Below are 24,315 nucleotides of genomic sequence, written 5' to 3' on the forward strand. Positions count from 1 at the left end.
CGGCGGTCGGACCCGGCTCCGCCGGAGGGCCGGCCGGCCCGTGCGCGGTCGCGTCCGGGGCGTGTCCGGGCCCGCCAGGGGCGGCGCCGGGCGCGCGTCCGGAGCGGACGCGGCCCGTCCGGAACGGCCTGCCCCGCGCGGCGCGGGCGGGGGAGATTGGCTCCCGGGGGGTGGGCATTGGAGAATCGGGTGCGCACCCCGGACGGGGGACGGCACAACGGGGAGGTGGCAGCTCAGTGGACCAGCTGACGGCGCACGATCCAAGGCGGATCGGGCCCTTCGAGGTGCTGGGACGGCTCGGCGCGGGCGGGATGGGGCTGGTCTACCTGGCGCGCTCCGCATCGGGCCGGAGGGTCGCCATCAAGACCGTGCGCACCGAGCTGGCCGAGGACGACCTGTTCCGGGTCCGCTTCGCCCGCGAGATCGCCGCCGCCAAGACGGTCGGCGGCTTCTACACCGCCGCCGTGGTCGACGCCGACGCCGACGCCCGGGTGCCCTGGCTCGCCACCGCGTACGTGCCGGCGCCCTCGCTGGAGGACCTGGTCAACCACTGCGGTCCGCTGCCGGTGGACGCGGTGCGCTGGCTGGTCGCCGGCATCGCCGAGGCGCTCCAGTCGATCCACGCCGCCGGCCTCGTCCACCGCGACCTCAAGCCGTCCAACGTGCTGGTGGTCGAGGACGGCCCGCGGGTGATCGACTTCGGCATCGCCGCCGGTGTCTCGCACACCCGGCTGACCATGACCAACGTCGCGGTCGGCACCCCGGCGTACATGTCGCCCGAGCAGGCCCGCGACAGCCGCAGCGTCACCGGCGCCAGCGACGTCTTCTCGCTCGGCTCGCTGCTGGTCTTCTGTGCCACCGGCCACCCCCCGTACCGCGGCGCCAACCCGGTCGAGACGGTGTTCCAGCTGCTGCGCGAGCAGCCGGACCTGTCCGGGCTGCCGATCGAGCTGGCCGACCTCGTCCGGGCCTGCATGCGGCCCGCGCCGGAGCACCGGCCGACGCCCGCGCAGATCCAGGCCGAGCTCGCCCCGCACCTGTTCTCCCGGGACGACGCCCTCGGCGACGCCGGCGACTGGCTGCCGCCCAGCGCGCTGCAGCTGATCGAGCAGAAGCGCGGCCGCCGCTCGCTCGCCCCGCCGGTCGCGCCCCCCGTCGCCCCGCCGCCCGTGCCGCCGGTGCTGCCGCCGCAGCCGTCCGCGCCCCCGGCCGACAGCCGGGGCAACGGCTCGCTCGGCGGCGAGGCCGCCACCGAGCGGATGGCAGCCGGCGGCCGGCCCGCCCGGCAGGAGGAGGTCCGGCTCTCCGGTGGACCCGTCCGGATAGGGCCGGGCCCGCGCGCCGACCAGTCCGTGGCCGGGCAGTCGGCCGCCGCGCCGGCCGCGCCCGCGGCCACCGACTGGGTCCGCCGCGCACCCGTCCCGGCGCCCGCCCCGGCGCCGCGCTGGCGGCCCTGGCGGTTCCGGATGTCCAACGACGTCTGGGGCACCCCGGTGGTCGCCGACGGCACGCTCTTCGTCTCCAGCTTCGAGGTGCACGCCCTGGACATCGCCTCCGGCGAGCGGCGCTGGAAGACCCGCGACGTCGCCTGGGCGCTCGCGGTCGCCGACGGCCGGGTGCACGCCGCCGACGGCCCGCACCTCTACACCGTGGACGTCGCCGACGGCACCGAGCGCTGGCGCAACTCCCTCGACGGCTGGGTCTACTCGCTGGACGCCGCCGACGGGGTGCTCTGCTGCGGCATCAGGGGCGGCGGCGTGCAACTGCGTTCGGCCGCCAACGGCGCGGAGCTGTGGCGCGCCGACGACGCCCAGCAGGACTACGAGAACCCGCAGTCCGGGCCCGCCCTGGTCGGCGGCTGCGCCTACTACTACGGCGGCGGGCGGCTGCGCTGCGTCGACCCGCGGGGCGGCGGGCTGCGCTGGTCCGTGCCGGTCGGCGAGGACGTGCCCTCCCGCCCGGTCGAGCGCGGCGGCGTGCTGTACGTCACGGCCGGCCCCCGGGTGTACGCCCTGGACGCCGCCACCGGCGCCGAGCGCTGGCGCTTCGACGCGCCCGTGGTGCTGTTCACGCCGCCCGCGCTGGACGCCGGCGCCGCCTACGTCGCCGACTACCTCGGCACGCTCTACGCCGTCGACCTCGCCACCGGGCGGGAGCGCTGGCGCGGGCGGACGGGCAGCCGGCAGGGCGCCGAGCCCGCCGTGGTCGCCGACGGCGCCGTGCTGCTCGGCTCGGGGGAGACCCTCCACGCCTTCGACACCGCCACCGGGCGGGAGCGCTGGCGGTACGCCGCCCGCGGCGAGATCGTCGGCTCCCCGGCCGTCGCCGACGGCCTGGTGCACCTGGGCAGCCGGGACCACTCGCTGCACACCGTGGACCTCGCCACCGGCCGGCTCCGCTGGGAGCTCGGCACCAAGGGCGAGCTCACCGGCTCGCCGGTGGCCGTCGCGGGACGGGTGTTCGCGGGCAGCAAGGACCGCTGCGTCTACGCGCTGGACTCCTACTACGGCACCGCGGTGCCGCAGTAGGACGCGGGGAGGCCCCGGGGCCGGCCCGTCACAGCCCCGGGTGGCGGGCCCGCCAGCCCGCCCAGGCGGACTCGATCATGTCGTCGACGCCGTACCGCGCCGACCAGTCCAGCTCCTTGTGGATGAGGTCGGCCGCGGCGACCACCCGGGCCGGGTCGCCCGCGCGGCGCGGGGTGACCTCGGGCTCCACCGCGAGGCCGGTGATCCGGGCGATCGCGTCCAGCATGCCGCGGACGGAGACGCCCTCGCCGCGGCCGATGTTCAGGGTCAGGCTCACCGGCTCCCCGGCCGCGTCCAGCCGGCGGACGGCGGCCAGGTGCGCGGCCGCCACGTCCTCCACGTGGATGTAGTCGCGGATGCAGGTGCCGTCCGGGGTCGGGTAGTCGTCGCCGAAGACCAGCGGCGGCAGGCCGTCGGTGAGCCGCTGGAAGACCATCGGCACCAGGTTGGTGACCCCGTCGTCGGCCAGCTCCGGCGAGGCCGCGCCGGCCACGTTGAAGTACCGCAGCGAGACCGCCGACAGCCCGTACGCCTTCGCGGCCGCGGCCAGCAGCCACTCGCCGATCAGCTTGGTCTCGCCGTACGGGTTGATCGGCTCGCACGGGGTGGACTCCGTCACCAGGTCGGTGTCCGGCATGCCGTAGACCGCGGCGGAGGAGGAGAACAGCACCTTGCGGACGCCGCCCGCGACGGCCGCCTCCAGCACCGTCCGCAGGCCCTCGACGTTCTCCCGGTAGTAGAGCAGCGGCTCCGCCACCGACTCGCCGACCTGCTTCTTGGCCGCAACGTGCAGCACCCCGGTGACCCCGTGCTCGCGGACGGCCGCGTCCAGCAGCTCCCGGTCGAGCGTCGAACCGACCACCAGCGGCACCCCGGCGGGCAGCCGGTCGGCCGAGCCGGAGCTGAGGTCGTCGAGGACGACCACCCGCTCGCCGGCCTCCGCCAGCTGCCGCACGACATGTCCGCCGATGTAACCGGCGCCGCCCGTGATCAACCAAGTCATGCCCGAGATCCTATGCGGCACCCGTTCGAAACCCCGGTGACCGGCGGCCGGTGCGGGCCGGGCGTGTTCGAGTCGAGTTGTCCGACACCCCGATAAGTACGGTCCGGTACGATCGCAGGCGGTTATCGTCAGCGGGAGGAGCAGGTCGCGGGATGACCGCCAGCACTCCCGGCACGGCGCCCAGCACGTCACCCCAGGTCAGCGTCGTGGTGATCGTCTTCGACGACGCCGCGCACATCACCGCTGCGGTGCGCTCGGCGCTCGCCCAGGGGGACTCCGTGGCTGAGGTGATCGTCGTCGACGACGCCTCCACCGACGCCACACCCGAACGCCTGGCCAGGCTCGCCGCCGCCGACCCCCGCGTGAGAGTGATCACTCGCACGGAGAACAGCGGCGGCTGCGGCACCCCCCGCAACCAGGGCCTCGCCGCGGCCCGCTCGCCGTACGTCATGCTGCTCGACAGCGACGACGTGCTCGCCCCCGACGCCGCCCGGACGCTGCTGCAGACCGCCGTCGCCGAGCAGGCCGAGGTGGTCGCCGGGGTCTGCGTCCGCCGCGAGCTGCCCGCCGGCACCGACACCCCCTGGCAGCGCGACCTCTTCCCCGCGGCCGGCGCCCCGTCCCGCCGCTACGAGGGCATCGGCGAGCGCCCCGAGTTCCTCCGCGACACCCTCTGCGTGAACAAGCTCTACCAGCGGGACTTCCTCGACAAGCACCAGGTGAGGTTCGCCGAGGGCCCGGTGCACTACGAGGACTTCGTCTTCACCGCCCGGCTGTACGCGGCCCGGCCGCGGCTGGTCGCCGTCGGCGACACCGTCTACCTGTGGCACGTCCGCCGGGAGGCCGGCCGCCAGTCCATCTCGCTCCGCCGGGACGAGGTCCGCAACTGGCAGGACCGGGTGGACGCGCACGCCGATGTGGTGCGGATCCTCGCCGAGGCCGGCGAGCCGGACCTCGCGGACGCCGCCCGCACCAAGTTCATCGACCACGACCTGCGGATGTACATCCGCGAACTGCGGCAGAAGCCCGCCGCCTACCGCGCCGCCTGGTGGCGGATCGCCCGCACCCACCTGGCCGGCTTCGGCCCCGCCCCGCTGCGCGGCGCCACCCCGGCCGGCCGCTGGCTGAGCGAACTGCTGCTGGCCCGCCCCGAACCGGTCGAGGGCACCGACCTCGCCCGCGCCTGCGAGCTCGCCGCCGCCCCGCCCCGGCTCGCCCCGCCCTACCTCGCCGACGAGGACGGCCGCCCCGTCCTGGTCGACGGAGTGCCGCTCACCGGCCTCGACGAGCTGCCCCCGGCCGGGCTGCCGCTGGCCGTCGACGGCACCGTCCGGCTCGGCCCGGTCTGCAGCGTCCGGCTGCGGCTGCACGACCCGTACGGGCTGGTTTCCGCCGCCCGCCCGGTCCACGTCCGCCTGGAGCTGCGCACCCGGCTCGGCCCGCCGCTCACCGTCGGCCGCGCCCTGGAGCTGGACGCGCACCCCGACGGCGGCTGGACGGCCGAGACCACCGTGGACGCCTTCGAACTGCGCGACGTCGGCGAGATGACCGCCTGGTCGCTGCGGGTCGTGCTGGGCTTCGAGAACGGCGACCGCGCCGCCACCGCCGTCCGCGCCCCGGGCCTCGGCAAGCGGCACGCCGTCGTGTACCGGCCGCTGCTGCGCCTCGCCCTCGTCCAGGCGTACGGGACGACCAACGGCGAGCTCGGGATGCGGGTCGCCGACGGGGTGCGCGGCGGCTGGGAGGTCGTCCGGGCCCGGCTGCGCCGGGTGCTGGCCCGCCTCGGCTGAGGGCGAACGGCCCGCCCGGGCCGGGCGTGCGACGGCCGTCGGGGCGCCCGCGGGACGGGGCACTCCCCGCGCGGTGGGAGAATTCATCCCATTCCCATGATGCCGTGGCTCAATCGGCAGAGCCGCCGCGGCAGCGTCGGAGACCCTCAGCACGCACCCTCAAGCACCACCCGACGACAAGGACCCCCGTCCATGCCCTCCAGTCAGGCGCAGCCGCTGGTCAGCGTCATCGTGATCGTCTACAACGACGCCGCCCGGCTGCCCCGGGCGGTGGCCTCCGCCCTCGGACAGTCGCTGCGCGGCCTGGAGGTGCTGATCGTCGACGACTGCTCGACCGACGACAGCTTCGCCGTGGCCCGGCGGCTGGAGCAGGAGAACCCGGGCCGGGTGCGGGCCCTGCGACTGCCCGCCAACAGCGGCGGCTGCGGTGCCCCGCGCAACCACGGCGTGGCCGAGGCCCGCGGCGAGTACGTGATGTTCCTGGACAGCGACGACGAGCTCGCCGAGCACGCCGCCCGCAACCTGTACGAGGCGGGCTCCCGCACCGGCGCCGACCTGGTCTCCGGCCTGAGCGTGCGCCGTTTCCTCGGCAACCGGTACGGCAAGACCGACGCCTGGTACCCGTGGATCTACTCGCGCACCCGCACCCTGGAGTCGATCGCCGAGCTGCCCGACCTGCTGGTCTGGGACACCCTCTCCACCAACAAGGCCTACCGCCGGACCTTCCTCGCCGAGCACGCGCTGACCTTCCCCGTCGGGATCCTCTACGAGGACCTGCTCTTCTCCTCGCAGGCGTACCTCGCCGCCGAGCGGATCACCCTGATCCCCAACCGGGTCTACTGGTGGGACGTCGCCCCGCCGACCAAGGGCGAGCGCTCGCTCTCCAACCGCCGCCACGAGATCCGCAACTTCACCGACCGGCTGGAGATCCACCGTCGGATCGACGCGATGCTCGCCGACCGCGGCATGGTCGAGCTGAAGTACCGCAAGGACGTGAAGTTCCTCAAGCACGACCTGGTGCTGCACCTGCGCGACCTGCCCTTCCTGCCCGAGGACTTCCGCAAGGAGTTCGCCGAGCACGCCCGCGGCTACCTGGCCGGGCTCGCCCCGGAGGCGTACGAGGAGGTCGGCAGCCCGCAGCGGATCTGCGCCTACCTGCTCGGGCAGGACGACTGGGACAACCTGCTGCCCGCCGTCGACACCCTGATCAACCGGGACAAGCTCGCCGCCCCGCTCACCGAGCAGGACGGCCGGGTGTACTTCTGCGCCGACCACCTCGACGACCCCGAGGGCCGCAAGGTGCTCGACGTCACGGCGCACGGCTACCACGCGGCCCCGCTGCGCAAGCTCTTCCTGCGCAACCGGCTCACCCACTACGCGGCCGGGCCGCAGGGCGTCGAGCTGGCCGGCCGGATCGTCAACCCGCTCGGCCGGATCCCCGCCGACGCCAAGCTCGCCGCCCGGCTGGAGTTCTCGCCGCGCCGCAAGGGCCTCAAGTCGTTCACCTTCCCGGTCGCCGACGTCCGGCACGACGGCGACGGCATCGCCTGGCGCGCCACCGCCGACCTCGCCCGCCGGCTGCGCCCGCTCGGCATCCTGGACGCCGTCTGGGACGTCCGCTGCGTGCTGACCGCCAACGGCGAGCGCACCACCACCCGGCTCACCGTCGGCGACCTCGACCTCGCCTCGGCGGCCGCCCCCGCCGTCCGGCCCCGGCTGACCCGGCTCACCGGCGACCGGCTCGCCCCGCACGCCACCGCCCGCGGCCACCTCGCCTTCGAGATCGCCGCGGAGGGCGCCGCCGCCCGCCGCGGCACCGACCTCGTCGAGCGGGCCCTGCGCGGCGAGGCCTCCGCGCTCGCCAACACCGCCGCCGACCGGGCCCGGCGCACCGCCCGCGGCGCGCTGCAGCTCAAGCGCACCCTGAACAACGGCGACACCAAGCTGAAGGTCTACCATCGGCTGCTGCAGCGGCTGCCCGTGGTCAAGGGCCAGGTGGTCTTCGAGAGCCAGCAGGGCCGGCAGTTCAGCGACAGCCCGCGCGCGGTCTACGAGGAGCTGGTGCGCCGCGGTGCGCCGATGAAGCCGGTCTGGTCGTACGCGAAGTCGACCGAGGGCTTCCCGTCCGGTGCCGCCCTGGTGCGCCGCTGGTCCTGGAAGTACCTGCGGGCGCTGGCGCAGGCCGAGTTCTGGGTGGACAACCAGGGCTACCCGTACCGGCTGCGCAAGCGCCCGGAGACCACCTACATCCAGACCTGGCACGGCTCGGCGCTCAAGAAGATGGGCTTCGACCTGGCCTCGCTGAAGCGGCAGACGCCCGTCCAGCAGGCCGAGTACCTGTCCGGGCTGAACCGCTTCGACCACTTCGTCGTCCGCTCCGAGCACGACGTGCGCACCCTCGCGCCGGCGTACCGGATCGGCGAGGAGCGGCTGCTGCGGGTCGGCTACCCGCGCAACGACGTGCTGCTGCGCGAGGACGCGGGCAAGGACCGGCAGCTCGCCGGCGAGCTCGGCATCGACCTCACCAAGCCGGTGGTGCTGTACGCGCCGACCTTCCGCGCGGACGCCCGCGGCAGGGTCCGCGCCTTCGAGCTGCCGTTCGACGTCGAGGAGTTCGCCGAGCGGTTCGGCGACCGGCTCACCCTGCTGGTGCGCTGCCACTACCTGAACCGGGTGGTGCTGCCGCCGTCCGTCCGCGGCCGGGTGATCGACGTCTCCGAGGTCCAGGACGTCACTCCGCTGTACCTGCTCTCCGACGCGCTGATCACCGACTACTCGTCCCTGATGTTCGACTACGCGCTGCTCGACCGGCCGATGCTGTTCTTCGCCCACGACTGGGAGGAGTACGCCGAGGACGTCCGCGGCACCTACTTCGACCTGCTGCGCGAGGCGCCCGGCCCGGTGCTGCGCGACGCCGGCGAGCTGTACGCGGCCCTGGACGAGCTGGAGGCCACCGGCAAGGAGTACGCCGACCGGCGGCGGGAGTTCGCCGCCGCCTACGGCGAGTACGACCGGGGCGACGCCGCGGCCCGGATCGCCGACCTGATGTTCGGGCCGGCCCCGGCGGCCGCACGGCCCGGGCACGACGAGCAGGACCAGCAGGAGCGGGAGGCCGGCCGGTGAGCCGCGACATCTTCATCGTCAGCAACAGCGTCGACGAACTGGGCGGCGTCGCCAGCTGGTCGCACCGGATGGCCGAGCTGCTGACCGGCCGCGGCCACCGGGTCGAACTGATCGGCATCTGCCCCGCGGTGCTGCACAAGGACTTCGGCGACGGCCTGCCGTACGGGATGACCACCCTGTACGACGGCCAGCCGCCCGCCGCCTGGACGCCGGCCTACCCCTGGCAGCGGCTGGACGTCGCGGCCCGCCGCCGGCAGTCCGTCCGCGCGGCCGGGATGCGCGAGGCCGCCGAGCGGATGAGCGCGATGTTCCGCGCCGCCCGGCCCGGCGCCGTGGTGATCGTCACCCAGGTCTGGGCGATGGAGTGGGTCGCGCTCGCCGACCTGAAGGGCCTCCAGGTCGTCGGCATGAGCCACGAGTCCTTCGAGACCTGCCGGGCCTCCTCGCGGTTCGGCCGGGTGCAGCGCCACTACGCGGACGTCGACCGCCTGGTGGTGCTCACCGACGAGGACGCGGACGCCTGGATCCGCCAGGGCATGAACTCGACCTGCGGCATCCCCAACCCGCTGCCCTTCCCGGTGCCGGAGACGGCCGCCCCCGCTGCCCGCACCGTGGTCTCGATCGGCCGGCTCGCCCAGGAGAAGGGCGTCGACCTGCTGCTGGAGACCTGGGCCGAGGCGATCCGCGGCCGCGAGGGCTGGCGGCTGAAGGTCTACGGCCTCGGCGAGGAGGAGGAGGCGCTGCGCGCGCAGTGCACCGCCCTCGGCCTCGACGACTCGGTCGAGTTCTGCGGGCGGACGGACGACGTGCCCGGCGCGCTCGCCGGTGCCGGGATCTTCGTGCTCTCCTCGCGCGGCGAGGGCTTCCCGATCTCGCTCATGGAGGCGATGGCCTGCGGCGTTCCCTGTGTGGCCTTCGACTGCGCACCGGGCGTGCACGAGATCGTCCGGGACGGCGAGGACGGCCTGCTGGCCCCGGTCGGCAACACCTCCGCGCTGGCCCGCCAGCTCGGCCGGCTGATGGACGACGACGAGCTGCGCGACACCATGGGGGCGCGGGCCCGGGAGGCGATCGTGCGGTACTCGCCGGAGCGGGTGCTGGACCGGTGGGAGGAGCTGTTCGCCCTGCTGGAGGCATGAGCCGGGCAGGTGCGGCGCGCTCGGGCGCGCCGCGGCGGTGATTCGGACATACAGCTGAAATGCTGACGAAGTCGACCTGTCCGTCGCGCCCGCGCACAGCCTCGGGAGGAGCCCCGGTGCGCCCGAAGAAGGAACCCACCCGACCGTCCCCGGCCGGCCCGCGCCCCACCGGGCCGAGGCTCCGGGTGCCGACCGGCGGCTGACCCCCGCCACCGGGGCCGGGCCCGGCGACCGCACCGCGCAAGGGTGGCGGCCGCCGGGCCCTCCAACGCCCGGCCCTCCGGCGATCGGCTGCTCGGCGCTCGGGCATGTCGGCGAAGGGCGGTCGGGTGGTTGATCCAGGGCCCCATGCGCCCCTGTGTGCCCGACCGCCCTCGAAGACACGCCGTGGGGCCGGTCAGGTCCGGGCGGCCCGCGTCCGCCAGGGCAGCTCGACCGTCACCGAGGTCGGGCCGCCGGCCGGGCTCTCCACCAGGAAAACCCCGTCCACCGCGCCCACCCGCTCGGCCAGCCCCGCCAGACCGCTGCCGGTGCGCAGGTCAGCCCCGCCCCGGCCGTCGTCCTGCACCACCAGCATCAGCCGGTCGCCGGACCGCCAGGCGTCCACCGTCGCCGTCCGCGCCCCGGCGTGCTTGGAGACATTGGTGAGCAGTTCGCTGACCGTGAAGTAGGCGATCCCCTCGACCGCCGGGTCCGGCCGCTCGGCCCCCTTCAGGTCGACGTGCACCTTCACCCCGCCGGGCACCGTGCAGCGGGCCGCCACCGCCGAGAGCGCGGCGTCCAGCCCGCGGTCGGTGAGCACCGCCGGGTGGATGCCCCGGGCGAGGTCCCGCAGCTCCCGCAGGGCCAGCTTCACCTCGCCGTGCGCCGCGTCCACCATCCGCGCGGCCCCCGCGACCTCCTCCGGCGTCCGGCTCTCGGAGAGCCGCTCCCGGGCCAGGCCGAGGTCCATCGCCAGCGCCACCAGCCGGGCCTGGGCGCCGTCGTGCAGGTCCCGCTCGATCCGGCGCAGGTCCGCCGCCGCGGTGTCGACCACCGCGCCGCGGTCCTCCTCCAGCTCCCGCACCCGCTCGGTCAGCGCGTTCGGGCACAGCAGCAACCCGACCAGCATCCGTTCGACCGCCGCCAGCCCCCGCATCGCCCACGGCAGCACCGGCCAGCCGACCAGGACGAGCACCAGCGTCACGGCGAAGCCGATGATCCCCCACGGCAGCAGCAGCACCCCGAACAGCACCGAGCGCCAGCTCAGCCCGTCCGTCAGACAGGCCACCACCCAGCCCGCCGGCCCCGGCCGCACCGGCGCCAGCGGGGCGGCGTCCGGCACGTCCGAGCCCAGCGCGGCCCGGGCCCGCCGCCGGGCCAGCGCCCCCAGCCAGCGGCTGCCGGCCAGGCCCGCGGCCAGCAGCGGCAGGCCGAGCACCGTCACCGCCAGGCCCAGGCCCACGCACAGCGTCACCACCGTGAAGACGAAGCCGGCGATGCCGAGCGGCAGGTTCAGCAGCATGTGCTGCACCTGCAGCCACAGCTGCCGCCCGTACAGCGAGGGCCGGGCCGCCTTCTCCTCCTGGCCGACCTGGTCCTTCATCCGTGCACCGCCCTCCCGACGGACCTCGCCCCGTCACCGCCGGCGGACCGGGCGCCCCCTCGGCGCCCCGCCGTCCGCTGCCCGACCAGCATCGCGGGTCGCCGCGGGCCGCCGCCATGGGGGTGGACGCCGTCCCCGCCCGGGGGTTAACCCCACCCCCGGGACACCCGCTCCGGGCGGTGCCGGCGGGGCGGGTGTCCAGCATGCGTCTTGCGGATCGGGCGGGTTCAGGAGTAGACGAGCGGTGCACTTAGACTCACGCCTGAGTAATGGTTATGAGCGCGTAAAGAGATCGGATCCCGCCGCGCGGCGGGCCCGGCCGATGTGGAGGCGAACGCATGGAGGGGCAGCTGGCTGCTGCCGGCCCTGCCGCGGGCAGTGGCTACTTCGACGCGTACGCGGCGGTGGGCATGCTCGCCGTCGTCGGCGTGCTGTTCGTCGCGGTGTCGTTCACCGCCAACCGCCTGCTGCGCCCGGTGGTGTACTCGCCGGAGAAGCTGCTGGCGTACGAGTGCGGAGTGGACCCGGTCGGCGAGGGGTGGGCGCAGATCCACATCCGCTACTACGTCTACGCCTTCCTTTACGTGATCTTCGCGGTCGACGCGATCTACCTCTTCCCGTGGGCGACGGTCTTCGCCGCCGCGGGGTACGGGGCGGCGACGCTGGTGGAGATGTTCGTCTTCATCGGCTTCCTCGCGGTCGGACTGCTCTACGCCTGGAAGAAGGGCGTTCTGGAATGGACGTGACCCACGCCCACGCGCACGGCGGCGACGGCCCCGTGCCGCTCGGCATCCCCGACCCGGCCCACCCGGGCGCCGTCGAGCCGCGCCGGCTCGGCCCGCTGGCCCGGCTCGCGCCGGACCCGGTCAAGGTGGTCCTCAACTGGGGCCGCCGCTACAGCCTCTGGTGCTTCAACTTCGGCCTCGCCTGCTGCGCGATCGAGTTCATCGCCGCGTCGATGGCCAAGCACGACTTCATCCGGATGGGAGTCATCCCGTTCGCGCCCGGCCCCCGCCAGGCCGACCTGATGATCGTCTCCGGCACGGTCACCGACAAGATGGCCCCGGCCGTCAAGCGGCTCTACGAGCAGATGCCCGAGCCCAAGTACGTGATCTCCTTCGGCGCCTGCTCCAACTCCGGCGGCCCGTACTGGGACTCGTACTCCGTGACCAAGGGCGTCGACCAGATCGTCCCGGTCGACGTCTACGTGCCGGGCTGCCCGCCGCGGCCCGAGGCGCTGCTCCAGGGCATCCTCAAGCTCCAGGAGAAGATCGCCGCCGAGTCGCTGCCGCAGCGCTACACCGCGCCCGCCTCCGCGCTCCGCCGCGGGCTGGTCGCCGGACCGGAGGGCGCGCAGTGACCACCCCCGAGCAGCCCGGGACCGAGCCGGTGCCGGGCGCCGAGCCCGCCGTTGCCGCGGACGCCCCCGCCGGGCAGCCCGCGGCCGAGCAGCCCGCCGCCGAGCCGACCCCGGCCGAGCGGACGGCCGCCGGGATCGGCCCCTGGGCGAGCGCCACCGAGGCGTACGGCCTGCTGACCGTCGACGTCCCGGCCGAGCACTGGATCGAGGCGCTGACCGCCGCCCGCGACGGCCTCGGACTCAGCTACTTCGACTGGCTGAGCGCCGTCGACGAGCTCGCCGAGGGCTTCTCCGTCTCCGTCCACCTCGCCGACGTCGCCACCCCCGGCGCCGTCCGCCACCTGCTGGTGCGCACCCGGGTGCCGCGCGAGAAGGCCGCCCTGCCCACCGCCGTCGGCGTGTACGCCGGCGCGGCCTGGCACGAGCGGGAGACCCACGAGATGTTCGGCATCGACTTCGCCGACCACCCGCACCTGGTCACCCTGCTGCTGCCGGACGGCTTCGAGGGCCACCCGCTGCGCAAGGACTTCGTGCTCGCCGCCCGGGTCGCCAAGGCCTGGCCCGGCGCGAAGGAGCCCGGCGAGTCCGACCACGGCGACGGCCCCGCCCGCCGCAAGATGCAGCCTCCCGGCGTGCCCGACCCCAACGAGTGGGGCCCGCTCAAGGGCACCCTGCCGCCGGTGGCCGAGCGCCCGGCCCGGGCCGCCCGCACCCCGCGCGCGGCCGGCGCCGCCCCCCGCGCCGCCGGAGCCGGTCCCCGTGCGGCCGCCGCCGGGGCCGAGGGCGCCCCCGTCCGGGCCGACCGGCCGCGGCGGACCCGTTCGATCAGCGAGGGTTCGGTCAGCCAGACCGCACCCGAGGCACCCGCGGCCCAGCCCGAGGCACCCGCCGCACCCGCGGCCCCCGCCGAGGAGCGGCCGCGCCGGACCGCCCGGACGCAGTCCTCGGACGCACCCTGGCACGCACCCGTCCCGGCCCACGACGAATCCCCGGCGGAGCCCGCGAAGCCCGAGCCCGCGAAGCCCGAGCCCGCCGGGCCCGAAGCCCCGCAGGACCCCGACACCCCGCAGACCCCCGGCCAGGACGGAGACGGCGCGTGAACCTCCTCGACACGCTGCTGCGCTGCGTCGCCACCCTGGTGGTCTTCCTGGTACTGCCGCTGGTGATCGGCCAGACCGAGCACAAGGTCATGGCGCACATGCAGGGCCGCCTCGGCCCGATGTACGCCGGCGGCTTCCACGGCTGGGCCCAGCTCATCGCCGACGGCGTCAAGTTCGCGCAGAAGGAGGACGTCGTCCCGGCCGGTGCCGACCGGCGGATCTTCCGGATCGCCCCGGCCGTCGCCCTGCTGCCCTACCTGCTGGTGCTGCTGGTGATCCCGGTCGGCCCGAACGGCTTCGTCGGCCAGGCGATCGACGCCGGCATCTTCTTCGTGCTGGCCGTGATGGGCATCGGCGTGCTCGGCTCGCTGATGGCCGGCTGGGCCTCCGCCAACAAGTTCTCGCTGCTCGGCGGCCTGCGCACGGCCGCCCAGCTGATGTCGTACGAGCTGCCGATGCTGCTCGCGGCCGCCTCGGTGGCGATGGCCGCCAGCACGGTGTCGCTGCCCGGGATCGTGGACGCCTTCCACTGGTGGTGGATCCCGTGGCAGGCGATCGGCGCCTTCGTCTTCTTCACCGCCGGCCTCGCCGAGCTCCAGCGGCCGCCGTTCGACATGCCGATCGCCGACTCGGAGATCATCTTCGGCGCCTACACCGAGTACACCGGCCTGCGGTTCGCGCTCTTCCTGCTCTCCGAGTACGCGGGCATCCTGGTGGTCTCCGGCCTGACCACGGTGCTCTTCCTCGGCGGCTGGCACGGCCCGCTGCCGGACTCGCTCGGCTGGCTGTGGACGCTGCTCAAGACCTTCGCGCTGGCCTTCGTGGTGATCTGGATCCGGGTCACCTACCCGCGGCTGCGCGAGGACCAGCTGATGCGCTTCGCGTGGACGGTGCTGATCCCGCTCGCGCTCGTCCAGCTGGCCCTCACCGGCATCGTCAAGGTGGCGATCTCCTGATGGCTCTCAACATCCCCGGCACCGGCCTCGCCAAGGGCCTGGCCGTCACCCTGCGGACCATGACGCGCAAGAGCGTCACCGCGCAGTACCCCGAGGTGCAGCCCGTGCTGCCGCCGCGCTCCCGCGGCGTCATCGCGCTGCTGGAGGAGAACTGCACGGTCTGCATGCTCTGCGCGCGCGAGTGCCCGGACTGGTGCATCTACATCGACTCCCACAAGGAGACGCTGCCCGCCGCCGACCCGAACGCCCGCGCCCGCACCCGCAACGTGCTCGACCGCTTCGCGATCGACTTCTCGCTCTGCATGTACTGCGGCATCTGCATCGAGGTCTGCCCCTTCGACGCGCTGTTCTGGTCCCCGGAGTTCGAGTACGCGGAGACCGACATCCTGGAGCTCACCCACGAACGGGACCGGCTGCGCGAGTGGATGTGGACGGTGCCCGCGCCGCCCGCCCTCGACCCCGCCGCCGAGGAGCCCAAGGAGATCGCGACCGCCCGCAAGGCGGCCGAGAAGCTGGCCGCCGCGGCCGCACAGGAGGGTGAGGACGCATGAGCACCCTGCTCGCCGCCACCGGCTCGCTGGAGCCGGCCGCCCGGTCCTTCCTCTCCCCGACCGGGGCCGAGGTCGTCTTCCTGCTCGTCGGCCTGGCCGTGCTCGGTGCCGCCGTCGTCTCGGTGACCACCAAGCAGCTGGTGCACGCCGCGCTCTGGCTGGTCGTCGCGCTCGGCGGGCTCGCCGTGGAGTTCCTGCTGCTCACCGCCGAGTTCATCGCCTGGGTGCAGGTGCTGATCTACCTCGGCTCGGTGGTCGTGCTGGTGCTGTTCGGCCTGATGCTCACCCGGGCGCCGATCGGCCGCTCGCCGGACGCCGACTCCGGCAACCGCTGGGCGGCCCTGCTGGTGGCGCTGGCCGCCGCCGGCACCCTGGTCACCCTCGTCGCCGACGCCTTCCGCACCAGCTGGATCGACCTCACCGCGGGCGGCGGCTCCACCCGCGCCACCGGCGAGTACCTCTTCCGCCACTGGGTGCTGCCCTTCGAGGCGCTGTCGGTGCTGCTGCTGGCCGCGCTGGTCGGCGCGATCGTGCTCTCCCGCAGCACCTCCGGCACGCTGCCCCGGCCGCGCGCCGGGAAGCTGCGCGCCGGCAAGCCCGTCGGCCGGCCCGCCGCCCCCGCGGCGACCGCTCCGGCCGGTCCGACCGCTCCGTCCACCGCCCCGCCCACCGCCCCGACCGCCCCCGCGCAGGAGCGCTGACGCCGATGCACCTCGTCTACCCAGCCGTCCTCGCCGCGCTGCTGTTCTGCGTCGGCGTCTACGGCGTGCTCGCCCGGCGCAACGTCGTCCTGGTGCTGATGTCCGTCGAGCTGATGCTCAACGCCGTCAACCTCAACCTGGTCGCCTTCGACGCCTGGCTGCGCGACGCCGTCCACGCCGGACAGGCGCTCACCCTCTTCACCATCACGGTCGCCGCGGCCGAGATCGGCCTCGGCCTCGCCATCGTGCTGCTGGTCTTCCGCACCCGCGGCACCGCCGACGTCGACCGGCTCACCCTGCTCGGCGACCCGTCCGAGGCGGCCCCCGAGGCCGCCGCGACCGAGCCGGAGGGCCGGGCCGCATGAACCTCGCCCTGCCCCTCCTCGTCCCCGCCCTGCCCGCGCTCGGCGCGGCCGCGGGCCTCGCCACCGGCAAGAAGTACCCCGGCCTCGCCCGGCCGCTGGCCGTCCTGCCGGTCGCCGCCTCCGCGGTGCTCGCCGTGGTCGTCGCCCTGCAGCTCGGCACCGGGCGGAGCCTCGACGCCGCCACCCGGCTCACCCCGACCGGCGGCCCCGACGTCTCGCTCGCCCTCCACCTGGACGGCTTCTCCGTCCTGATCTCGCTGCTGGTCGGCCTGGTCGCCACCCTGGTGCAGATCTACTCCACCGCGTACCTCAAGGACGACCCCCGCTACCCCTCGTACGCGGCGCTGGTCTCCCTGTTCACCGCGGCGATGTTCCTGGTGCTCTACTCCGGCGACCTGATCGTGCTGCTGGTCGCCTGGGAGATCATGGGCATCTGCTCGTACTTCCTGATCGGCCACCACTGGGAGACCGAGGACGCCCGCTCCGCCTCGCTCAAGGCCTTCCTGGTCACCAAGCTCGGCGACGTGCCGTTCGTGTTCGGCATCTTCGTGCTCGGCGCCGACGCCGGCAGCTTCCGGATCACCGACGTGCTGGCCGCCGCGACCGAGGGACGGCTCGGCCACCCCACCCTGGCCGCCCTGCTGCTGCTCGGCGGCGTCGCCGGCAAGAGCGCGCAGTTCCCGCTGCACACCTGGCTCCCCGACGCGATGGCCGGCCCCACCCCGGTCTCCGCGCTGATCCACGCCGCGACCATGGTCGCGGCCGGCATCTACCTGGTCGCCCGGCTGATGCCGGTCTTCCTGCTCTCCGCCGCCGCCCTGGTGGTGCTCGCCGCGATGGCGGCCGTCACCATGGTCGGCTCGGCGCTCTGCGCCCTCGCCCAGGACGACCTCAAGCGGGTGCTCGCCTACTCGACCGTCGGCCAGCTCGGCTACATGGCCGGCGCCCTCGCCTCCGGCGACCGCGACTCGGCCGTCTTCTACCTGGTCGGCCACGGCGTCTTCAAGGCCCTGCTCTTCCTCACCGCCGGCGTGGTCATCCACGCCGCGCACACCAACTCGATCTCCGCGATGTCCCGGATGCCCGACCTGCGCAAGCGGGTGCCGGACGCCTACTGGGCGATGGGCATCGGCCTGGTCGCGCTGATGGGCCTGCCGCCGTTCACCGGCTTCTTCTCCAAGGAGTCGGTGTTCACCGCCGCCGAGCACGCCGCCCACGGCGAGGCGCTCACCCGCGGCGTCGGCCCCGCCTCGGCGGTGCCCGAGGCGGCCGGCTGGATCGTCCTGGTCGCGGCCGGCCTCACCGCGCTGCTCACCGCCGCCTACTCCACCCGGCTCTGGCTGGTCGCCTTCCACGGCCGCGCCGCCGCGGCGCCGACCGCCGGTGCGGCCGCCGCCGAGGCCGGCGCCCCGTACTCGCCCGAGATCGACGAGGCCGACCCGGCCACCGCCGAGCCCGCCGCGATGCGCTGGCCGCTCTGGGTGCTCGCCGTCCCGACCATGGCCTTCGGCCTGCTCGGGCTGCGCGACGGCTGGCTGCCCTCGCTGCTCGACGGCGGCTCGCTGCGCCCGACCCCGGCCACCTCGGTCACCGGCACCGGCCTGGCGCTGGCCGGCGTCCTGATCGCCTACGCCGCCTGGCGGGCGGCCGGGGCCCGGCAGGCAGCCACCGCCGGGGCCGTGCCCGATCCCGGCCGGCTGCTGCTCGGCCCGGTGCACCGGTTCGCCCAGCACGGCTTCGGCGTCGACCGGCTGTACAGCACGCTGTTCGTCCGCCCGACCGCGGCCGCCGCCCGGCTGGTGAACTTCCTCGACCGCGAGGTCGTCGAGACGTACGTCCGCGGCGCCGGCAACGGCACCAACGCCCTCGGCTGGCTCGTCCGCCGGGCCCAGACCGGCAACGCCCAGAGCTACCTCAGCGCGCTGCTCGCCGGGGCCGTCCTGCTCGCCGTCCTGGTGGCGGTCGGCACATGACCCGCAGCCCGCACCCGACCCGACCCGCCGCAGCACGAACCTGGAGCCCCCGATGAACGCAGTCCTCATCGCCCTCCTGCTGCTGCCGCTGGCCGGCGCCGCCGCCACCCTCGTCCCGTTCGGGGCCGACCGCGCCGCCGCCGACCGCCGCGCCCTGCGGTTCGGCACCGGCGTCACCGGCGCGACCCTGGCGCTCGCCGTGGCCCTGGCGGTCGGCTTCGACCAGGACCGCCCCGCCGTGATGCAGGCCGTCACGAACGTCCGCTGGATCCCGGCGATCGACGTCCGGCTGCACCTCGGCGTGGACGGCATCTCGCTGCCGCTGCTCGTCCTCACCGCGCTGCTGACCTTCCTCTGCGCGCTGTACTCCACCCGCCGGCTGCCCGCCGGCGAGGGCGTGCCCTCCGCGCGGTCGTTCACCGGCCTGCTGCTCCTGCTGGAGGTCGGCATGCTGGCGACCTTCGCGGTGCTCGACCTGGTGCTGTTCTTCGTGGCGTTCGAGGTCGTGCTGATCCCGATGTACTTCCTGATCGCCCGCTGGGGCAGCGGCGCGAAGGTGCCGGCCGCCAACCGGTTCATCCTGTACACGCTGCTCGGCTCGGCCGTGATGCTGCTCGGCTTCCTGCTGATCGGCTTCAACGCCGGCACCTTCGACATGACCCGGCTGGCCGCCGCCCACGGCGCCGGACTGAGCCACACCACCCAGGTGGTCGCGGCCCTCGCGATCCTGGTCGGCCTCGCCGTGAAGGCCCCCGCCTGGCCGCTGCACAGCTGGCTGCCGGACGCGCACACCGCCGCACCGACCGTCGGCTCGGTGCTGCTGGCCGGCGTGCTGCTGAAGATGGGCACCTACGGCCTCGTCCGGGTGCTGCTGCCGGTCGTCCCCGAGGGCGCCGCGACCTTCGCCCCCTACCTGGGCGCGTTCGCCGCCGTCGGCATCCTCTACGGCTCGCTGGCCTGCCTCGCCCTGGCCCGCCAGGGCGCCAAGGGCGACCTCAAGCGCCTCATCGCCTACTCCTCGGTCGGCCACATGGGCTTCGTGCTGCTCGGCATCGCCACGCTCACCCCCGCCGGGGTGAACGGCGCGCTGTTCGGCAACATCGCCCACGGCCTGATCACCGGCCTGCTCTTCTTCCTCGTCGGCGCGGTCAAGGACCGCTACGGCACCTCCGACCTGGACACCCTGGCCGGCGCCACCGGCGCCGCCCTGTACGGCCGGGCCCCGCGGATCGGCGCGCTGCTCGCCTTCGCCGCCGTCGCCAGCCTCGGCCTGCCCGGCCTGGCCGGCTTCTGGGGCGAGCTGCTCGCCATGTTCGGCGCCTTCGACCCGGCCGCCGGGCTCTCCCGGCCCGCGTTCGTCACCTACATGGTGCTGGCCGGCCTCGGCACCCTGCTGACCGCCGGCTACCTGCTGGTCGTCGTCCGCCGGGTCTGCATGGGCGACCCGAAGCAGCCCGCACTCGTCACCGAGCTGCCCGACATCAAGGCGTACGAGGCGGCCAGCTGGACACCGCTGGCCGCGCTCACCCTGGTCGCCGGCGTCTGGCCGGCCCTGCTGCTCAGCCTGTCCGACCCGGCCGTCAAGCACCTGCTCGGGGGTGGCTGAGCCGTGATCAGCACCCCGCTCGGATCTCCTCTCCTGGGGCAGCCCGCCATGAACCCACTCGCCGTCGCCGACCCCGGCGGCCTCATCCAGTCCGTCGACTGGGTGGCCGTCGCGCCGCCGCTGGTCGCGGCGCTCGCCGCACTCGCCGTGCTGGTCGCGGACCTCTTCCTGCCGGCCCGCCAGAAGCGCGTCCTGGGCTGGGCCTCGGCCGCGGGCCTGCTGCTGGCCCTGCTGTCGATGCTGCCGCTGGTGCGCGGCGACGCCCGCTCCACCTTCTGCCTGAAGGCGGCCGGCGGGGCGTGCAGCTACACCGCCGACCACTTCGCGCTCGCCTTCCAGCTGCTCGCGCTCGGCGGCGCGCTGATCGCCGTCCTGCTCTCCCTGCACACCGTGGACGAGGAGCGGCTGCCCGGCGGCGAGTACTGGTTCCTGCTGCTCTCCAGCGCCTCCGGCGCCGTCCTGTTGCCCGCCTCCCGCGACCTGGCGACGCTGATCATCGCCCTGGAGGTGGCCTCGCTGCCGGCCTTCGCCCTGGTCGCGCTGCGCCGGGACGGCCGCGGCGCCGAGGGCGCGCTGAAGTTCTTCCTCTCCTCGGTCACCGCGACCGCCGTGATGCTGCTCGGCGTCGGCTTCGTCTACGCCGCGACCGGCTCGATCCACCTCGTGGCGATCGCCGACGGCCTGACCCACGTGCCCGGGCAGCTGAAGCCGCTGGCCGAGGCCGGCGCGGTGCTCACCCTGGTCGGCTTCGCCTTCAAGGTCGCGGCCGTGCCCTTCCACTTCTGGCTGCCCGACACCTACACCGCCGCGCCGATCCCGGTGGCCGGCTACCTCTCGGTGGTCGGCAAGGCGGCGGGCCTGGCCGGGCTCGCCCTGGTCACCACGATCGCCTTCCACCCGTACGGGCACACCTGGGGCCTGGTGCTGGCGGTGCTGGCCGCGCTGACCATGACGGCCGGCAACGTCGCCGCCGTCCGGCAGCGCGGCGACACCCCGTTCAGCGCGGTGCGGCTGCTCGCCTGGTCCTCGGTCGGCCAGGCCGGCTACCTGCTCGTCCCGCTGGCCGCCGCCGGCTACCAGGGCTCGCCGCAGCCGCTCGGCGCGACCGTCGCGTACGCGCTGATCTACGGCGTGGTCAACCTGGGCGCGTTCGGCGTCGCCGCCGTGGTGGCCAGGACGGCCGGCACCCGGCTGGACGACCACCGCGGACTGTTCGCCCGCGGCCGGTGGAGCGCCCTCGCGATGGCCTTCTTCCTGCTCTGCCTGGCCGGCCTGCCGCCCGGTGTGATCGGCCTGTTCGGCAAGGTCGTGGTCTTCCGCGCCGCCGTCGACGCGAAGCTGGGCTGGCTGGCCGTCGTGATGGCGGTCAACGTGGTGATCGCCCTCTACTACTACCTGCTGTGGACGGCCCGGCTGTTCGCCCCGGCGGAGGCCGGGGCCGAGGTCCGCGCGGTCCGCACCCCCGGTCCGCTGGCGGCCGCGCTGGCGCTCACCGCGGGCGGCGCGGTGGTGCTCTCGGTCGCTCCGCAGCTGGTCCTGCAGGTGGTCGGGGGCAGTCTGTTCTGACCGTCCGGGGGGCACCCGGGCGGCCCGCCCGACGTGCGGCGGGGAACGAACGAGCGGCATCCTTCCGTTGATTCCCACGAGGGCGCCGCCACCGGGCTCCCCGTCGCACCACCACGGAGGGCCTGCCGTGCACCGCCAGCACAACGGGTTGAGGACGGCCGTACTTCTCGGCGGCCTGTCGGCACTGATCCTGCTGATCGGCAGCTTCTTCGGACGCACCGGGCTGCTGGTCGCCCTGGTCATCGCGATCGCCACCAACGCCTACGCGTACTGGAACAGCGACAAGCTCGCCCTGCGGGCGATGCGGGCCCGGCCGGTGAGCGAGATCGAGGCCCCGCAGCTCTACCGGATCGTCCGGGAGCTCTCCACCTCGGCCCGCCAGCCGATGCCCCGGCTCTACATCTCGCCGACCCCGGCACCGAACGCCTTCGCCACCGGCCGCAACCCGCGCAACGCCGCGGTCTGCTGCACCGACGGCATCCTGCAGCTGCTCGACGAGCGCGAGCTGCGCGGCGTCATCGGCCACGAGCTCAGCCACGTCTACAACCGGGACATCCTGATCTCCTCGGTCGCCGGCGCACTCGCCTCGGTGGTGATGTTCCTGGTGAACTTCGCCTGGCTGATCCCGGTCGGCCGCAGCGACGACGACGAGGGCCCCGGCCTGGTCGGCATGCTGATGATCATGATCCTCGGGCCGATCGCCGCCGCGCTGATCCAGCTGGCCGTCAGCCGCTCCCGCGAGTACCAGGCCGACGCCGACGGCGCCCGGATCACCGGCGACCCGCTCGCCCTCGCCAGCGCACTGCGCAAGCTGGAGACCGGCACCCAGCGCCTGCCGCTGCCGCCCGAGCCCCAGCTGCAGACGGCCAGCCACATGATGATCGCCAACCCGTTCCGGCCCGGCGAGGTCGGCGCCAAGCTCTTCTCCACCCACCCCCCGATGCCCGAACGCATCGCCCGCCTGGAACGCATGGCCGGCCGCTGACGGCTCGGGCACCCCGCTCCCCGGGGGCGGGAGGGCCACCAGGGGCGCGTGAGGTTACCACGCGCCCCTGAGGTGATCCCGACCTCCCAGGGCGAAGCGGGTGACTCCGTCCACCGCTCCGGCGCGCCTCCGTCCGTCCGGGGACCCGGCTGGTACTGATGGGCCGGTTACCCGTTGAACGGCCGGTGGGCCTGGCGCGGAGGAGTGGTGCAGTGACGATTCTCCCGACCGACACCGAGCACCGGCCCCCGCCGCGTGAGCCCCGCCGCGGTTTCGGCTCGGCCCGCCGCGGTGGCCGCGGACGCAAGCTGGTGGGCTGGCTGACCACCACCGACCACAAGCAGATCGGCACGCTCTACCTGACCACCTCGTTCGCCTTCTTCCTGATCGGCGGCGTGATGGCCCTGGTGATGCGGGCCGAGCTGGCCCAGCCGGGCACCCAGATCGTGTCGAACGAGCAGTACAACCAGCTGTTCACCATGCACGGCACGATCATGCTGCTGATGTTCGCGACCCCGCTGTTCGCCGGCTTCACCAACTGGATCATGCCGCTGCAGATCGGCGCCCCGGACGTGGCCTTCCCCCGGCTCAACGCGCTCGCCTACTGGCTCTACCTGCTCGGCTCGATCATCGTCGTCGGCAGCTTCCTCACCCCGGACGGCGCCGCCGACTTCGGCTGGTTCGCCTACACGCCGCTCTCCGGCGTGGTCCACTCGCCCGGCATCGGCGGCGACATGTGGATCATGGGTCTGGCGCTGTCCGGCTTCGGCACCATCCTCGGCGCGGTCAACTTCATCACCACCATCGCCTGCCTGCGGGCGCCCGGCATGACCGTCTTCCGGATGTCGATCTTCGTCTGGAACGTCCTCTTCACCAGCATCCTGGTGCTCTTCGCGTTCCCGGTGCTGGCCGCCACGCTGTTCGCCCTGGAGGCCGACCGCAAGTTCGGGGCGCACGTCTTCGACCCGGCCAACGGCGGCCCGATCCTCTGGCAGCACCTGTTCTGGTTCTTCGGGCACCCCGAGGTGTACATCATCGCGCTGCCGTTCTTCGGCATCGTGACCGAGGTCATCCCGGTCTTCAGCCGCAAGCCGATCTTCGGCTACACCGGCCTGATCGCGGCCACCATCGCCATCACCGGCCTGTCGGTCACCGTCTGGGCCCACCACATGTTCGTGACCGGGCAGGTGCTGCTGCCCTTCTTCTCGTTCATGACCCTGCTGATCGCCGTCCCGACCGGGGTGAAGTTCTTCAACTGGGTCGGCACCATGTGGCGCGGCTCGCTCAGCTTCGAGACCCCGATGCTCTGGAGCATCGGCTTCCTCGTCACCTTCCTGTTCGGCGGCCTCACCGGCGTGCTGCTGGCCTCCCCACCGATCGACTTCCAGGTCTCCGACTCGTACTTCGTCGTCGCCCACTTCCACTACGTGGTCTTCGGCACCGTCGTCTTCGCGATGTTCGCCGGCTTCCACTTCTGGTGGCCCAAGATGACCGGCAAGATGCTCGACGAACGGCTCGGCAAGATCTGCTTCTGGACGCTGTTCATCGGCTTCCACACCACCTTCCTCGTCCAGCACTGGCTGGGTGCCGAGGGCATGCCCCGCCGCTACGCCGACTACCTCGCCGGGGACGGCTTCACCGCGCTGAACAGCCTCTCCACCGTGGGCTCGTTCCTGCTCGGCCTGTCGATCCTGCCGTTCCTCTACAACGTCTGGAAGACCGCCAAGTACGGCGAGAAGGTCGCCGAGGACGACCCCTGGGGCTTCGCCCGCTCGCTGGAGTGGGCGACCTCCTGCCCGCCGCCGCGGCACAACTTCGCCGCACTGCCCCGGATCCGCTCGGAGAGCCCCGCCTTCGACCTCCACCACCCCGACATCGCCGAGTGGGACCGCCTGCAGAACGCCGTCGAACCCCGCCGCGAGCACCGCTGACGGCCCGGCGGAGGAATCCTCAGAAATATTTCCGCGGCCGTGTCGATCCGGGC

General features: G+C 74.1%; 18 protein-coding genes. 16 read left to right on the top strand and 2 right to left on the bottom strand.

Annotated elements, in window-relative coordinates:
• Positions 1-236 precede the first annotated feature (236 nt).
• Positions 237-2,528, top strand: a complete 2,292-nt coding sequence (locus ABD353_RS00335) for a serine/threonine-protein kinase (RefSeq protein WP_344621392.1) — start codon at positions 237-239, stop codon at positions 2,526-2,528.
• Positions 2,529-2,556: 28 nt separating this feature from the next.
• Here ABD353_RS00335 and galE read toward each other — a convergent pair whose 3' ends face one another.
• On the bottom strand, positions 2,557-3,531 hold the full coding sequence (gene galE / locus ABD353_RS00340; protein WP_344621393.1) for a UDP-glucose 4-epimerase GalE: 975 nt from the start codon (positions 3,529-3,531) through the stop codon (positions 2,557-2,559).
• A gap of 152 nt (positions 3,532-3,683) precedes the next feature.
• Here galE and ABD353_RS00345 point away from each other — a divergent pair, with 152 nt between their 5' ends.
• The 3 genes from ABD353_RS00345 to ABD353_RS00355 all read left to right on the top strand — a co-directional run bounded on the left by ABD353_RS00345 (position 3,684) and on the right by ABD353_RS00355 (position 9,583).
• Positions 3,684-5,321: a glycosyltransferase gene (locus ABD353_RS00345; RefSeq protein ID WP_344621394.1), complete on the top strand. Its 1,638-nt coding sequence runs from the start codon at positions 3,684-3,686 to the stop codon at positions 5,319-5,321.
• A 192-nt stretch (positions 5,322-5,513) separates the two neighbouring features.
• A complete protein-coding gene (locus tag ABD353_RS00350) occupies positions 5,514-8,444 on the top strand; it encodes a bifunctional glycosyltransferase/CDP-glycerol:glycerophosphate glycerophosphotransferase (RefSeq protein ID WP_344621395.1) in 2,931 nt (976 codons plus the stop codon).
• Complete coding sequence (locus ABD353_RS00355; protein ID WP_344621396.1) at positions 8,441-9,583, top strand: glycosyltransferase; 1,143 nt, start codon at positions 8,441-8,443, stop codon at positions 9,581-9,583. Before ABD353_RS00350 ends, ABD353_RS00355 begins: the two co-directional genes overlap by 4 nt.
• Positions 9,584-9,980: 397 nt before the next feature.
• Here the strand turns inward: ABD353_RS00355 and ABD353_RS00360 are convergent, their stop codons facing one another.
• Entirely contained in the window at positions 9,981-11,168 is a 1,188-nt protein-coding gene (locus ABD353_RS00360; RefSeq protein ID WP_344621397.1) for a sensor histidine kinase, read from the bottom strand.
• A 338-nt stretch (positions 11,169-11,506) separates the two neighbouring features.
• Between ABD353_RS00360 and ABD353_RS00365 the strand changes: the two genes are divergently transcribed.
• The 12 genes from ABD353_RS00365 (at position 11,507) to ctaD (ending at position 24,262) form a co-directional block, all read left to right on the top strand.
• Positions 11,507-11,914: an NADH-quinone oxidoreductase subunit A gene (locus tag ABD353_RS00365; protein WP_344621398.1), complete on the top strand. Its 408-nt coding sequence runs from the start codon at positions 11,507-11,509 to the stop codon at positions 11,912-11,914.
• On the top strand, positions 11,905-12,528 hold the full coding sequence (locus ABD353_RS00370) for an NADH-quinone oxidoreductase subunit B (RefSeq protein ID WP_344621399.1): 624 nt from the start codon (positions 11,905-11,907) through the stop codon (positions 12,526-12,528). The genes ABD353_RS00365 and ABD353_RS00370 overlap by 10 nt, the downstream gene beginning before the upstream one ends.
• Entirely contained in the window at positions 12,525-13,628 is a 1,104-nt protein-coding gene (locus tag ABD353_RS00375) for an NADH-quinone oxidoreductase subunit C (protein WP_344621400.1), read from the top strand. Before ABD353_RS00370 ends, ABD353_RS00375 begins: the two co-directional genes overlap by 4 nt.
• Positions 13,625-14,584 carry an NADH-quinone oxidoreductase subunit NuoH gene (gene nuoH / locus ABD353_RS00380; protein WP_344621401.1) on the top strand — a complete coding sequence of 320 codons (960 nt, stop codon included), beginning with the start codon at positions 13,625-13,627 and terminating at the stop codon, positions 14,582-14,584. The genes ABD353_RS00375 and nuoH overlap by 4 nt, the downstream gene beginning before the upstream one ends.
• On the top strand, positions 14,584-15,135 hold the full coding sequence (locus tag ABD353_RS00385) for a NuoI/complex I 23 kDa subunit family protein (protein ID WP_344621402.1): 552 nt from the start codon (positions 14,584-14,586) through the stop codon (positions 15,133-15,135). The genes nuoH and ABD353_RS00385 overlap by 1 nt, the downstream gene beginning before the upstream one ends.
• A complete protein-coding gene (locus ABD353_RS00390; protein ID WP_344621403.1) occupies positions 15,132-15,836 on the top strand; it encodes an NADH-quinone oxidoreductase subunit J family protein in 705 nt (234 codons plus the stop codon). Before ABD353_RS00385 ends, ABD353_RS00390 begins: the two co-directional genes overlap by 4 nt.
• A 5-nt stretch (positions 15,837-15,841) precedes the next feature.
• Entirely contained in the window at positions 15,842-16,201 is a 360-nt protein-coding gene (gene nuoK, locus ABD353_RS00395) for an NADH-quinone oxidoreductase subunit NuoK (protein ID WP_344621404.1), read from the top strand.
• A complete protein-coding gene (locus ABD353_RS00400; protein WP_344621405.1) occupies positions 16,198-18,174 on the top strand; it encodes an NADH-quinone oxidoreductase subunit 5 family protein in 1,977 nt (658 codons plus the stop codon). The genes nuoK and ABD353_RS00400 overlap by 4 nt, the downstream gene beginning before the upstream one ends.
• Before the next feature lie 52 nt (positions 18,175-18,226).
• Entirely contained in the window at positions 18,227-19,780 is a 1,554-nt protein-coding gene (locus ABD353_RS00405; protein ID WP_344621406.1) for a complex I subunit 4 family protein, read from the top strand.
• Between the two features lie 48 nt (positions 19,781-19,828).
• Positions 19,829-21,346 carry an NADH-quinone oxidoreductase subunit N gene (locus ABD353_RS00410; RefSeq protein WP_344621407.1) on the top strand — a complete coding sequence of 506 codons (1,518 nt, stop codon included), beginning with the start codon at positions 19,829-19,831 and terminating at the stop codon, positions 21,344-21,346.
• Between the two features lie 127 nt (positions 21,347-21,473).
• On the top strand, positions 21,474-22,331 hold the full coding sequence (gene htpX / locus ABD353_RS00415) for a zinc metalloprotease HtpX (protein ID WP_344621408.1): 858 nt from the start codon (positions 21,474-21,476) through the stop codon (positions 22,329-22,331).
• A 212-nt stretch (positions 22,332-22,543) separates the two neighbouring features.
• Complete coding sequence (gene ctaD, locus ABD353_RS00420; protein ID WP_425555047.1) at positions 22,544-24,262, top strand: aa3-type cytochrome oxidase subunit I; 1,719 nt, start codon at positions 22,544-22,546, stop codon at positions 24,260-24,262.
• The last annotated feature ends 53 nt before the right edge of the window (positions 24,263-24,315 follow it).

The sequence above is a fragment of the Kitasatospora arboriphila genome (assembly GCF_039528095.1).
Taxonomy (GTDB): Bacteria; Actinomycetota; Actinomycetes; order Streptomycetales; family Streptomycetaceae; genus Kitasatospora; species Kitasatospora arboriphila.